General features: G+C 44.1%; 13 protein-coding genes. All 13 read right to left on the minus strand.

The window, feature by feature from the left end:
• Nucleotides 1–10: 10 nt before the first annotated feature.
• A complete protein-coding gene (locus H8S07_RS10415; protein WP_118659673.1) occupies nucleotides 11–775 on the minus strand; it encodes an acyl-CoA dehydratase activase in 765 nt (254 codons plus the stop codon).
• A 36-nt stretch (nucleotides 776–811) separates the two neighbouring features.
• Nucleotides 812–1594 (minus strand): tRNA pseudouridine(38-40) synthase TruA, encoded by a 783-nt coding sequence (truA, locus tag H8S07_RS10420; protein ID WP_186855968.1) that lies wholly within the window; start codon nucleotides 1592–1594, stop codon nucleotides 812–814.
• A gap of 75 nt (nucleotides 1595–1669) precedes the next feature.
• Complete coding sequence (locus H8S07_RS10425) at nucleotides 1670–2494, minus strand: energy-coupling factor transporter transmembrane component T family protein (protein ID WP_117536825.1); 825 nt, start codon at nucleotides 2492–2494, stop codon at nucleotides 1670–1672.
• Nucleotides 2491–3345, minus strand: a complete 855-nt coding sequence (locus tag H8S07_RS10430; protein ID WP_021860105.1) for an energy-coupling factor transporter ATPase — start codon at nucleotides 3343–3345, stop codon at nucleotides 2491–2493. Before H8S07_RS10430 ends, H8S07_RS10425 begins: the two co-directional genes overlap by 4 nt.
• Nucleotides 3330–4181 carry an energy-coupling factor transporter ATPase gene (locus H8S07_RS10435; protein ID WP_021860104.1) on the minus strand — a complete coding sequence of 284 codons (852 nt, stop codon included), beginning with the start codon at nucleotides 4179–4181 and terminating at the stop codon, nucleotides 3330–3332. The genes H8S07_RS10430 and H8S07_RS10435 overlap by 16 nt, the downstream gene beginning before the upstream one ends.
• A gap of 82 nt (nucleotides 4182–4263) precedes the next feature.
• Nucleotides 4264–4785: a peptidylprolyl isomerase gene (locus H8S07_RS10440; protein WP_117536826.1), complete on the minus strand. Its 522-nt coding sequence runs from the start codon at nucleotides 4783–4785 to the stop codon at nucleotides 4264–4266.
• 162 nt (nucleotides 4786–4947) lie between these two features.
• Nucleotides 4948–5577: a cysteine peptidase family C39 domain-containing protein gene (locus H8S07_RS10445; protein ID WP_186855969.1), complete on the minus strand. Its 630-nt coding sequence runs from the start codon at nucleotides 5575–5577 to the stop codon at nucleotides 4948–4950.
• Between the two features lie 152 nt (nucleotides 5578–5729).
• Nucleotides 5730–9353 (minus strand): ABC transporter ATP-binding protein/permease, encoded by a 3624-nt coding sequence (locus H8S07_RS10450; protein WP_186855970.1) that lies wholly within the window; start codon nucleotides 9351–9353, stop codon nucleotides 5730–5732.
• A gap of 132 nt (nucleotides 9354–9485) precedes the next feature.
• The gene (locus H8S07_RS10455; RefSeq protein ID WP_186855971.1) at nucleotides 9486–11567 is read right to left on the minus strand and encodes a heavy metal translocating P-type ATPase; all 2082 of its coding nucleotides are present in this window, start codon (nucleotides 11565–11567) and stop codon (nucleotides 9486–9488) included.
• Nucleotides 11568–11571: 4 nt separating this feature from the next.
• Nucleotides 11572–11901, minus strand: coding sequence for a DUF6110 family protein (locus H8S07_RS10460; RefSeq protein ID WP_021860099.1), 330 nt, complete (start codon nucleotides 11899–11901; stop codon nucleotides 11572–11574).
• A gap of 172 nt (nucleotides 11902–12073) precedes the next feature.
• Nucleotides 12074–12496, minus strand: coding sequence for a flavodoxin (locus H8S07_RS10465; RefSeq protein ID WP_118519500.1), 423 nt, complete (start codon nucleotides 12494–12496; stop codon nucleotides 12074–12076).
• Nucleotides 12497–12751: 255 nt separating this feature from the next.
• Complete coding sequence (thiD, locus tag H8S07_RS10470; protein ID WP_021861167.1) at nucleotides 12752–13576, minus strand: bifunctional hydroxymethylpyrimidine kinase/phosphomethylpyrimidine kinase; 825 nt, start codon at nucleotides 13574–13576, stop codon at nucleotides 12752–12754.
• 120 nt (nucleotides 13577–13696) lie between these two features.
• Nucleotides 13697–14365: an HAD family hydrolase gene (locus tag H8S07_RS10475; protein ID WP_186855972.1), complete on the minus strand. Its 669-nt coding sequence runs from the start codon at nucleotides 14363–14365 to the stop codon at nucleotides 13697–13699.
• Nucleotides 14366–14385: the final 20 nt, after the last annotated feature.

The raw sequence follows: 14385 nt of genomic DNA on the forward strand, positions 1-14385 counted from the left end.
TCCTCCTGTTTTAACGTTTTTTCTTCTCTTTCGCAAGCAGTGCTGCCCCCAAAGCACCTGCGTATCTTCCATTTTTCGTTGTCTCAACCACACATCCTAACTTCTTTGACAAAATATCTGTAAAATAGACACTGTCACTTAAACCGCCTGTCAGGATCACCTTATCGGAAAGTGTTTTTCTCTGGCTGAGTTGGGCAACTTTGGCTGCCACTGAATCTACAACGCCCGCTGCAATGTCTTCTCTTTTCTTTCCTTCTCCAATATAATTAATGACTTCTGACTCTGCAAATACCGTACACAGAGAACTGATTGGAAGCACTTCCCCTTCCGCTGCCAGTTCAAACAGTTCCTGAAGCGTCACGCCGAGACGGTTTGCCATAACTTCCAGAAATTTTCCCGTTCCCGCTGAACATTTATCGTTCATCAGAAAATCCCGTACCATTCCATGTTCCACAAGAATTACTTTTGTATCCTGACCGCCTACGTCAATGATCGTGCAGTTGTCACCCGCCATTTCGCGTCCCCCTCTTGCATGACAGGTAATCTCTGTGATAACAAAATCTGCGAACTCAACCGCAACACGTCCATATCCGGTTGCCACTACTTTTGTCTCGTCCGACAGAACATCTATATTTTCTGTCTCTAATTTTTCTTTAATAATCTGACAGGTCTCCTTGCTGCTCCATCCTGTTGGCAAAACGAAATGTAATTCTTTTTCTCCGCGCACAACTACTTTAGAAGCGGTTGAACCAATATCAATTCCTACGTAATACATCTTAATCTCCTGCTCTTTTTGCTGACTTTTCCACATTTATCTTCGTTCTTCTTCGGAATATCCACCATTTTCCGAATCATCATAGCCGATTTCCACAAGTACAAGTCCGTTCGGCGGTGCTGTAACGCCTGCTGCTGTACGGACTTTCTCATCCAGAATCTCTTTTACCCGTTCCGGTTCGTAAAATCCCCTACCGACACGTATCAGCGTCCCGGCAATGATACGGACCATATTATAGAGAAATCCATTTCCCGTGATTCGAAGGGTAATGTCTTCCCCTTCCTGCATGATATCCAGCGCATAAACCGTACGCACTGTGTCTTCCACGTTTGTCTTAATATTGCAGAAACTCACAAAATCATGCTCCCCGATCAGATACGCTGCACCTTTTTTCATCGCTTCTACATCCATCGGGAACGAAACATGTGTACTGTATCTTCGTTTCAGCGGATTTGGCACCGGCGCATTACAAATGTGATATTCATATGTTTTAACTACATGATCCTGATAACGCGGGTGCCAGTCATCCGGTACCTGATAAGACTGCCGGATGACAATATCATCCGGCAGTTTCTGATTCAATGCATAAGCCATGCGCTCCGGCGGAATGGAAGACTCCGTATCAAAAACGGCAACATTTCCCAGTGCATGCACACCGGAATCTGTACGGCTTGCTCCGATGATCCGGATATCCTCTCCCGTCAGCTTACTGATTTTTTTATTTAATACTTCTTCTACGGTGATTCCATTCGGCTGAATCTGCCATCCGCAGTAATCCGTACCGTCATAGGCAACCGTTAATTTCACTCTTCTGCTCATTTATGTTCTCCTGGAACTTAAAAAATACTGCCATCATTTCACATTGATTCTTCTGTTGATGCCATCACCGCTTATTTAAAATACCCAGATATGCAACTGCACACCACGACCGATTGCGACCACTGCGACCACATATGCAATCACAATGATATAAGCCGCATAATCTCTGCTCTTATAGCGAAGTGGCTTCATCTTCGTGCGCCCATCGCCGCCCCTGTAGCACCTGGCTTCCATCGCCATCGCAAGGTCATTTGCACGGCGGAATGCCGATACAAACAACGGTACCAGGATCGGTACCATGCTTTTCGCTCTCTGCAGTATATTACCACTCTCGAAATCCGCACCTCTTGCAAGCTGTGCTTTCATGATCTTATCTGTCTCTTCCAGCAAAATCGGAATAAACCGGAGTGCGATTGACATCATCATTGCAATCTCATGTACCGGCACATGAATCTTATTCAGTGGATGAAGCACCGCTTCGATCCCATCTGTCAGCTCATTCGGTGTTGTCGTAAATGTCATCAGCGAAGAACCAATAATCAGATAAACAAGCCGGATTGCCATATATACCGCAGTACGAAGACCACCTTCTGTGATTGTAAAGATCCATGCATGAAACAGCACGTCTCCCTGTCTTGTCAGAAACAGGTTAAATAATACTGTGATCATAAGCAGCATGATCACCGGCTTCAGTCCTTTTACAATATAAGAAAAAGGAACTTTGGAAATGTGGATCACACAGATCAGAAATACCGTTGCCACAAGATATCCCGGAATACTGCTGAATAAGAAAAGCGAGATCAGATACAGCAGTGTACATATCAGTTTTACTCTCGGATCCAGTCTGTGGACCACACTTTTTGCCGGATAATATTGTCCTATTGTAATATCTCGAATCATTTTCTCTTCTCCAGTGCCTTCTTAATCTGCGCAGCCGCTTCTTCCACGGTTGTTACATTTGGTTCCACTGCAAATCCCTGTTCTTTCAGATCATGCATAATATAAGTTACCTGCGGTGCTGCAAGCCCTACCTGCTCCAACTCCCGATAATGTTCAAATACCTTGCGCGGGCAGTCATTGTACATCACTTCGCCTTTATTCATAACGATAATGCGATCAGCATATCTGGCAATATCCTCCATACTGTGGGACACCAGAATAACTGTCATATCTCTCTGCGTATGCAGATAAGCGATCTGATCCAGAATGTCATCACGTCCTTTCGGATCCAGTCCCGCTGTCGGTTCATCCAGTACAAGTACCTTCGGATGCATGGCAAGCACACCTGCAATCGCTACACGTCTTTTCTGCCCACCCGAGAGTTCGAAAGGCGAAGAATTGTAATATTTTTCTTTTAATCCAACAAGTTTCAATGCCTCCAGCGCACATTCCATACACTGATCCGGATTCAGTCCCTGATTCTTCGGCCCAAAGCAGACATCACTCATAACATCCACTTCAAAAAGCTGATGCTCCGGATACTGAAATACAAGTCCGACCTGATTTCTCAGTTCACGCATATTATATCCCGGTTCGTAAATATTCTTGCCATCATAATAAAGTGCACCGGATGTCGCCTTTACCAGTCCATTCAGATGCTGAATCAGCGTGGATTTGCCCGATCCTGTATGGCCGATGATCCCTACAAATTCTCCGTGCGGAATTTCCAGACATACATCCTTCAATGCCTGTTTTTCGTAGGCGGTTCCTGCACTGTATACATAATTCAAATGTTCTAATTTAATCGACATAATGCTTCCACCAACTCTTCCTTTCGCAGAATTCCTTCCGGAATATCCACTCCCTGTTTACGAAGTGTATCTGCAAGGAGTGTCACCTGCGGTACATCCAGGCGGTACTCTTTTAATTTATCTACCTGCGAAAATATCTTCTTCGGTGTTCCTTGCATAACTACATGACCATGATCCATAACATAGATCTGATCCGCATCGATGACTTCTTCCATATAGTGCGTGATCAGGATCACCGTCACATGTTTCTCTTTTCTTAACTTCTGAACTGTTTTCAGAACTTCTTTTCTTCCGACCGGATCCAGCATCGCGGTAGGCTCATCAAGCACGATACACTTCGGCTCCATCGCCACTACGCCCGCAATTGCCACACGCTGCTTCTGTCCGCCGGACAGCTTGTTTGGCGAATGGTGTCTGTATTCCAGCATGCCGACTGCTTTCAGACTTTCTTCCACACGTGTCCAGATCTCATCTGTTGGAACTCCAAGGTTCTCCGGACCGAATCCTACATCTTCTTCCACAACTGTTCCGATGATCTGATTGTCCGGATTCTGAAATACCATTCCCGCCGACTGTCTGACATCCCACAGATGCTCCGGTTCTTTTGTATTCCAGCCGCTCACCCACATCGTGCCGCCGGTTGGAACTAATATTGCATTCATATGCTTTGCCAGCGTTGATTTTCCGGAACCGTTATGTCCCAGAATGGCAATAAACTGCCCTTCTCTGGCGTTTATATTCACCCCGTCAATTGCGCGGTACGTTCCGGTCACGTTACCTTCTTCATCCCGCTTCTCATATTCAAATATCAGATTATCTGTCTGAACCATATCCATCTGTTATATGCCTCCAGCCATAAAATATCAGGCTGCACCCGGTAAGGTGCAGCACACGGTCTTCTTTGTTTCTTTCATCTTATTATGAAACTTTTTCCGGCTCAGGATAAGTCTCTCCGAATGTCTCAACCGTTACACTCTTCATCTTCTGTTCTTCTAACGGTCTGTCACTGTAATCTGTATCGGTTGCAGCAATCTTATTTACCACATCCATACCTTCGATGATCTTACCAAATGCAGCATAAGCGCCGTCCAGATGTGGGGAGTTCTTGTGCATGATGAAAAACTGGGATCCTGCTGAATCCGGGTGCATGGCTCTTGCCATAGACAGTACACCTTCTGTGTGCGCAAGGCTGTTCGCATAACCATTCTGCATGAATTCGCCACGGATCGTATATCCCGGACCACCCATTCCTGTTCCATCCGGACATCCGCCCTGGATCATGAATCCACTGATCACACGATGAAAAATCAGTCCGTTGTAGAATCCTTTATTAACGAGAGAAACGAAATTATTTACTGTATTCGGTGCAATCTCAGGATACAGCTCCGCTTTCATAATATCTCCATTTTCCATTTCAATTGTAACTACTGGATTTGCCATTTTTTATATCCTCACTTTTTCCTGTAATTTTACATACTCGGTTATTATTGTAACTGAAAAACAGTTTTTCGTAAAGAGGGGACAGGGATTTTCTAAAAAGGGACAGGGGAATTTTAATTTGGGACGGGGATTTTCTAGAAAATCCCCGTCCCAAATTAAAAATTAAATCGTATACAACACTATCCCGCCTTTTTCCTCATAGCCGGTGGCCCACATTTTCCGGAGCGACAGCCAAATTTCCTCGCCATATGTCGCAATACGGATGAGCATATCTTCATCCTTCTCTTCATAACCGACAACCAGGAACCAGTGCCATGTGAACTCCTTAAATTCTTCGGTATTCTTATGTTTCAACATCAGATACGGAACCGGAAGTCCTGCATCGATCTGGCTCTTGATCCGCCGGTATGCCTCTGCATATTCTACATCACCGGATATTTCCTGCATACGTATATTTAAAAATCCGGCTTCTTCTATATCCAGCTTCGCCTGCACAGCCGCTATATATTTGCTGAACCCATCCATATACCAGGATAATTTGCGGACACCGCCCACTCTTGGACGGATGTAAGGCTTCATCACCTGGCTGAACCGCTTGTAATCTTCTTTTGTCAGATTGTTGATATCGTAGGGATACAATGCACGCATTCCCATATATTTTGCAAAATAGATACAGCTGTCGCACGCCGTTGCCGCAGCGCAGCCACCCATATTCATAACTACATTACTGAACCAGTCCTGATTTCCGCCAAATGCCCCCTCAATAGCGAAATATTCCAGCTCTTTCTTCATTGTCTGTTCACCTTCTTGTTTTTATTTTCCTGCACTCTCATTCTACTTATACTCTTACTCTGTCTAAAGCGTTGCCACAAAATCGCTCTTAACCATTTTTCTGTCCAAAGCGTTGCCACAAAATCGCTTTTAACCACTTTTCTCAAATACTTTTATTCCGTCCGGAGTGCTGTCACCGGATCACTCTTTGCTGCTTTTCTGGACGGGATCAGTCCGCCAAGAAGTGTCAGAATGACACTCAGCACGATCAGCACAAGCGCCGGCACAGCCGGAAGGACTGCATTTATATTGGTATTATTTGTCAGTGTATGGATCAACATGTTTGCAGGAACAAGAATCAGAAGCGTCAGTCCAATTCCCATAAGCCCTGCACAGAGACCAATGATAAATGTCTCGGCATTAAACACCTGTGAAACATTTCCTTTGGATGCTCCGATCGCACGCAGGATTCCGATCTCTTTCTTACGTTCCAGTACACTGATATAAGTAATAACACCGATCATGATCGAAGATACGATCAACGAAATTGCCACAAATGCGATCAGTACATAACTGATGATATTAATAATATCTGTTACCGAATTCATCATTGTACCCACAATATCCGTATAGGTGATTACCTGTTCATCTTTTCCGGCTTTTTCCATCTTTTTATTATAATTATCCAGAATATCGACAACCTTTGCTTTTGCGTCAAAATTTTTCGGATACAGGGAAATCGTACTCGGCTTCGCAAAATCAGCATAACCAAGTTTCTGCAGATTTCCTTCGTAAGTTGCCTTTTCCTGACCACTCATTGACATAAACAGTTCCATCAGATCATCCTGGCTCATATTCATATTAAATGCTTTGGCAAATGCTGAAGGATCGATCTTCATGGCATCCTGAAGCTGCGTACCGATATTTGACATTGCCTGTGTCATTGCTGTCTGCATACCTTTTGTCATCTGACTGGTGATCTGCTTCATCGCAGAAGTCATCTGTTTCTGCAATGTTTTCGACAATGCTTTGCTGTATGTTCCCATCGCCCCTTTCATATAAGTTCCCATAGATTTGGAAATCTGTTTTTCCAGTTTATCCATGTCGATTGCCTGCGTAAGTCCTGCTGCCAGGTATTTCTGACCATCCGGCGTGCTGATATAATCCAGAAAATACTGCCCCATCTTCGTCGGATCAGGCTTGTTATTTTTCTTCGCATACACCAGATATCCTGCTGACAACTGTGAAGACAGACTATCCATCTCTGCATCCGTAATCTGGATATCCATATCCGCAAATACTTTGTCCGCCCACGTATTCATGATACTCACTGCACCGTCTGTTTTCAGATATGCCTGCAAATATTCACTGAATTTATCAGGATCCGTCAGGTTGTTTGCCTTCTCATACTGCTGGAAGCCTTTCATCACATCTGTGACAAGCTCCTGCATACGTTCGGTCGTAAGCGTTACTTTTCCCTGCTTTTTCAAAATAGCTTTCATATTCGTCTTAAGGATTGTCTGCGCACTGTCCGTCTTCAGATATGCCGCAAACGCACTGTCCAGACTCGAATAATCCGCTTCCGGATGTGTCTTCACATACTCGTTATAGCCAAGCATCAGACTTGCCGATAACTTCTCCATACCACCCGGTTTTACTGCGACCTGCAGATTCTTCACCATATCATCCAGCTGCAGATCCGGCATATCTTCAAGGTTCATTGCAATTTTGTCTAAATCGATCATTTTCGACAGATCCATAGACTTTCCGGCACTTTCAAATAATTTCTGCATATTTAGGGAATCCCCGAAAAATGCATTCTTCATACTGCCTGAAAATGCACTTGTATCCATACCGAAAGCATTTTTTAACGCATCCTGATCAACCGCAAACATAGAATTCATATCCATGCCTTTTTTCTTATCAGGCTTTCCGAACTTTTCTCCGGTGAAAATGTCTTTTTTCTTATTTTTCAACTGTTCTCTTACGATCTTACTGTTCTTTGCTTCCTGTACCGTATGCTGTACAAGCGAAGCCGGATAGTTAATTCCCGGTGTCAGTGATGCAGCTTTTCCGCCCTTTTTCGGCTGTACAACACCGACAATCTTTATATCTTCCGCATTTTTCATCAGTTTCTTCAGATAACTCTGATTACCGGACTTATCCTTCCAGACCTTATATTTGCTGTCATACTGATAATAATCCGAAGCGTTTACCAGCTTGAACTTCGCATTCATAATATCACGGTAAGTATATTTTCCAATATCTCCCGGCATCTTTATATTCTTCTCGTCGATAAAGTTCTGAACCATATCATCCAGCTCTTTGATATTACGAAGTCCCAGTGTATACAGAAGAAAATCACTCATACTTCCATCCGGTGTCAGCACAAGAACGCACTCGTTATAATCCTGCGGCCAGCGTCCTGCCTTAATGTTATACTGCCCCTTATACAAATCCGGGTTATCCGGCATCCGGTAAAATACATTGGTGCTCATCATACTGGACATCATACTGTTCGTTCCAACGGAGGAGCCAAGTCCCATTGCCGCAAATGACTGATCCGGATTCACTTTACGGATCTTCTTGCCAGTATCTCTGTAGATCTGTGGTGTTATATTATAGGAATATTCGATAGATTTCGTATATTTTCGAACATCCGACTGATCACTGTCCAGATACTTCTTCAAAGACTTGAGGTCATTGGAATTCATCTTGCTGAACATTTCCGTCACATTTTTGAAAATTTTCACCTGCTGATCTGCTTTGTTTTTTGTATTCGTTGTACTTTTTTTATCTTTTGCGCTGTCTGAATCACTGTCATTACCACCCATTCCGACGATCATTGAAGAAATGTCAAATCCGGTGCTCTGGATCTGCAGCGGATATTCAGAAAGCGTATCTTCTTCCACCGACTGGATATAATCATTCACTCCGGTCGAAAGTGCCAAAATGAGTGCAATTCCGATGATTCCGATGGAACCTGCAAATGCAGTCAGAAGTGTTCGCGCCTTCTTCGTCTTCAGGTTATTAAAGCTAAGTGCAAGCGCCGTTAAAAATGACATAGAAGATTTGCCCATGTTCTGATGAACCGGAACTTTCTCTTCATCCTGCTTCGGAATATATGGATCGGAATCCGAGCGGATCTTTCCATCTTTTAACTTCACAATCCTCGTTGCGTACTCCTGCGCAAGCTCCGGATTGTGCGTAACCATTACAACCAGGCGGTCTTTTGCCACTTCACGCAGAAGATCCATAACCTGTACGCTTGTCTCGCTGTCCAGCGCACCGGTCGGCTCATCTGCCAATAAAATATCCGGATCATTGACAAGCGCTCTCGCGATCGCGACACGCTGCATCTGTCCCCCGGACATCTGGTTCGGCTTCTTATGTAACTGTTCTCCGAGTCCTACCTGCTCCAGTGCTTCTATCGCACGTTTTCTCCGTTCTTCCTTGCCGATTCCTGAAATCGTCAGTGCAAGTTCCACATTTGACAGTACCGTCTGATGTGGAATCAGATTATAACTTTGAAACACAAATCCAATCGTATGGTTCCGATATGAATCCCAGTCTCTGTCCTTGTATTTTTTCGTCGATATTCCATTAATCACCAGATCACCGCTGTCGTAGCGGTCCAGCCCGCCGATAATGTTCAGAAGCGTTGTCTTACCAGAACCGCTCGGTCCAAGAATTGCAACAAATTCATTATCCCTGAGATTCAGACTCACATCATCCAGTGCTTTCTGGACGAGATTCGCTGTCCGGTATTCCTTGCATATATGTTGGATTTGTAACATGTAGTATTCTCCTTCGTTTCAGCCTTATCTTTTTATTATAGCGAAAAATTCTATAAAAAGCTCCTTTTTATAGAAAATTAAGAAATTATTAAAGCATCGCATTTTCCTCGTCACCATAAAAAAATCTGCTGCCTATTCCGGCAACAGATTTTTCATACTCTTTAAACTGATATATAAAGTTGAAGAATTATGTAAAAGTGCGGATGTTGTCGGCGGTATCACGCCCATCACGCCTAACAGGATCAGTCCTGTATTAATTCCGACAATACTTCTGTAATTGCCATGGATCCGGCTCATTAACCGGTCACTTAATTCTTTCAGTGTCACGATCTCATGTAAGCTGTCTGCTCCGACCGTCACGTCTGCGATCTCTCTTGCAATCTCAGCACCGTCACTGATCGCAATGCCAACATCTGCCGCTGACAGTGCCGGCGAATCATTGATTCCATCGCCAATCATGATGACTTTTCTTCCGGCTTTCTTCTCAGCTTCGATAAAGTTCGCCTTATCTTCCGGCAGTACTTCTGAGAAATACCGGTCAACACCAACTCTTGCAGCAATCGCTTTCGCTGTCCGGTCACTGTCTCCTGTCATCATAACAACCTTGGATAGTCCGACTTCTTTCAGTCTTGCAACCACTTCTCTCGCTTCCTCACGGATCGGATCTTCGATACAGATAACGGCCGCAAGCTCCTGCTCGATCGCCATATACAAATGAGAATATTCATCCGGCAGTGTATCGAACTTCTCCTGCATCCCTTCCGGAATTTTGCAGTTCTCATCCTCAAATACGAAATGGTAACTTCCGATCACAACCTTCTTTTCCTCAATCTTAGAAGAGATTCCATGTGCAACAATATATTCTACTTTTGAATGTAATTCTTCGTGTACAAGATTCTGCTCTTTTGCAGCTTTCACAACTGCTTTTGCCATAGAATGTGGGAAATGTTCTTCCAGACATGCGGCAATACGCAGTAATTCTTTTGGCTCTCTGCCATCAAAAGAAACAACCTCAGCAACTGTCGGCTGTGCTTTTGTCAACGTTCCTGTCTTGTCAAATACGATCGTCTCAGCTTCTGCCATGGCTTCCAGATATTTTCCACCCTTGACCGTAATGCTGTGTTCACTCGCTTCACGGATTGCAGACAATACGGAAATCGGCATTGCAAGTTTCAATGCACATGAGAAGTCAACCATCAGAACAGCCAATGCTTTCGTCACATTTCTTGTGAGGAAATAGGTCGCAAATGTTCCCGCAAATGTATACGGCACAAGACGATCTGCAAGATGCTCTGCCTTGCTCTCCAGAGAAGATTTAAGTTTCTCAGATTCTTCGATCATTGTCACAATCTTCTCAAACTTGCTGGAACCATTCGTCTCTTTGACACGGACAGTCAGTTCGCCTTCTTCTACCACTGTACCGGCATAAACATAACGATCTTCACATTTTCTCACCGGAACAGATTCACCTGTCAGGGATGCCTGATTGACCATCGCCTCTCCGGCTGTCACAACACCATCAAACGGAATTACATTGCCGACATGCACACGAACTTCGTCCATCGGCTGGATCTTCGTTGCATTGACAAGAACTTCTTTTCCATCTGTTACCAGCCATACTTTACTGATATTCAGTGACATGCTTCTTGCCAGATCATCTACCGACTTCTTATGCGTCCACTCTTCCAGTACTTCACCAATACCGAGCAGGAACATGACAGAACTTGCTGTATTTATATCTCCACGTAACATGGAAATTGCAATTGCTGTTCCATCGAGAACCGGCACTTCAATTTTACCTTTTGCAAATGTACGAACACCCTGCCAGATATATTTTACTGATTTCACAGTTGCAATCGCTGTACGGATTGGCAGCGGCATGAATAATTTATTGCCGAAATGCAGGACAACTTTGTTGACCAGCTTATCCCAGTACTCCTGATTTAACTCTCTGCCTGATTTTTCCAGATAGCTCTCAGGAACCGTCACTCTGTCATATCCAAATGCACGCAGGTCATCGATCACTTGTGCTCTCGCACTTTCTTCATATTGAATCACCACGCCCTGTGTTCGCACCTGAATCTTCACTGCATGGATATACTCTCTGCCTTCCAGATAATATTGCAGCATGTCTGCCTGTGAAAATGACATTCTCGTCTGGCACATCTGCACACGGATTCTGCCTTTAATATCATGCTTGATTAAAAACTTCATGATCTTACGCTTCTTCCTCTTTAACTTCTTCTGTCTCTTCTGCTGTTTCTTCAGCTACCTCTTCTGCATCTGCTACAGCTTCTGCCTTTGCGGCTCTGTCTTCGTTTACCTGCTGAGCCTCAGCGTAAATATCCTCTGCGTTCTCCTGTACTTTTGCTGCTGTCTTCATTACACATTCTTTTGCACGAAGCACTGCTGCTGTACATCCTGTGTATACTTTTTTTGCATCATCACTTGCAAGTACTTTAATTCCTGCTGTGCCAAACAAAACACCTGCTGCAAAAAGTCCACTTTTCTTCATATTAGATTTTGATAAAAATTTTAAACAATCCATCTTGTATCTTCCTCCTTGTTTTCTCTTATTTTTTTCTCCCCATTTCTTTGGGTTCACACAAGTATAATCCCTCATTTTCATAAAATCCACAGAAAAGTTCTTTATTGATATTTTTTCTCCATAATAAGTTAGGACGGGCTTTCATTAAAAAGCTCCGTCCTGCTTGTATTATTTATGCCAATGCTGCTCCGAGGTCTTCGCAAGATTTTACTTCCGCGTCTCCAGGCCCCTCATTGCTCATTACGCTATCACACGCAAGCTCTGCTCCTGCAGCTTTGCAGTCTTCTTCCCAGTTGCGCATCCATTCGCCATCTCCCCAGCCATATGAACCGAAAAGTGCGATTTTCTTTCCGTCAAGTGCGCCCTTGCAAGCTTCGAACATAGGCTCAAATTCGCTTTCTTCCAACACTTCTGCTCCCATTGCAGGGCATCCAAATGCGATTGCATCATATTCCGCTACCTTTGCTGCTGAGAAATCACTGCATCCTAAAAGCTCTGCCTCTGCTCCTGCTTTCTTTGCTCCATCTGCAACTGCATTTGCCATTGCCTCTGTATTGCCTGTTCCACTCCAATATACGACTGCTACTTTGCTCATATCCATTCTCCTTATCTTTTCTTATGTTTCACCTAACTTATTTGCTTTTTTTCAATCTTTAGTTAGTTCTCACTAATCGTTTCTATTGGTTAGTATAGACTAACTTCGTAAGGAAGTCAATTCCTTTCCCCGTTTGTTCCAGATGTATTTTTATCAATAAAACGTTGGATTATTGCGCATCCTGCCGGAGGCTTTTTACATAATGAGGAAATGTTCTTTCTTAATTATTCCGTACTTCGTGCACCCACAATATCTCTACAAATCACTCTGTGAGGTGAATTTTCCACCGATATCAAATCCATGATCCATCGGTCCGCTGCCGGCTCCCAGATCCAGCATTGCCGCAAGTGCTCCGGAAATATATTCTTTTGCACGCTCCACAGCTTCTTCAAGTCCATATCCTTTTGCCAGATTCGATGCAATCGCACTGGATAATGTACATCCTGTTCCGTGCGTGTTCGGATTATCAATTCTACGCCCATAAAACCAACGGCTCTTTCCTTCTGCATACAACAGATCATTGGCATCATTTAACTGATGACCGCCTTTTAACAACACAGCGCAGTGATATTCTTCGCTGATTGCCTGCGCTGCGCGCTCCATGTCTTCTGCTGAATGAATAGATGCACCAAACAGGACTTCTGCTTCAGGAATATTCGGTGTCAGCACACTTGCCAGCGGAAATAGTTCCGTCTTCAGTATCTGGATTGCTTCTTCGCTGATCAGTCTGGAACCGCTTGTGGACACCATCACCGGATCAACGACAATCCGTTCTGCTTTGTATTCTTTAAGTTTGAAAGCGATCATTTTTACAAGTTCAGCGGAAGCGACCATACCAATTTTAACCGCATCCGGGTAAATATCTGTAAATACCGCATCCAACTGCTGTCCTAAAAATTCCGGTGTCACTTCAAAAATTCCGGATACTCCTGTCGTATTCTGTGCTGTCAGCGCCGTGATCGCGCTCATGGCATAAACGCCATTTGCCTGCATCGTCTTGATATCTGCCTGAATCCCCGCGCCGCCGCTGGAATCACTTCCCGCAATTGTGAGGGTTGTTTTTCTTTTCTTCGTATTCATCTATTTATCCTTTTCCAATCTATTCTAATTATTTTTCTTATCCATCGCATTTATCCTGAACCTCTTCCCACAGACAGGAGCGCAGTTAAAATTGCAGCTCTCCCACAGACAGGAGCGCAGTTAGAATTGCAGTTTCCCCGTAGCCTCCACAAGGTCACCCGCATAAAGATCCGCCAGTTCTTTTAACTCATCCTGTCCTTCTTCGCTGAAGCGGTCATACAGTCCGACTACCGGGAAGCCTGCCTGTTTTGCGGTTGTTACCGCATGTAATGCGTCCTCAAATACCAATGTATGCTCCGGTGTGCTTCCAAGCTTATCAGCACATTGAAAATAAATATCCGGTTTGTCTTTTCCTGCTCCGGCATCCGTGCAAGTCCATATTTCCTTAAAGTATCCGGCAATCTCCAGTCGTTCAAACGCTGCTTCGATCTGCTCTTTATCGCTGGAAGTTGCCACGATCATCGGCACCTTTGCCTCTTTCATCTTCTCAAGGAGCTTACGTACACCCTTTTTCAGCGGTGCCTCTTCTTTATAAAAAATCTCTACCTGTTTTAATACCGCTTCTCTTAATTCTGCTTCTGACTCTTCCAGATGGTATTCCCGCTTCACATAAGCCACGCCATCATCCAGGCTCATCGGAAATAATATCTTCCCAAGATCCGGCGCCGGTTCAATCCCGGCACTACGCAGATATCTGGCTCCGGCATCCTCCCAGATCGCCATCGAATCCAGCAAAGTACCGTCCACATCGAAGATCACACCGTCTATTTCTCTGTTTTTTAATTTCATTTCCTATTAAACCTTCTTAT

Origin of the sequence: Dorea hominis (assembly GCF_014287705.1) — a bacterium.
GTDB lineage: Bacteria > Bacillota > Clostridia > Lachnospirales > Lachnospiraceae > Dorea_D > Dorea_D hominis.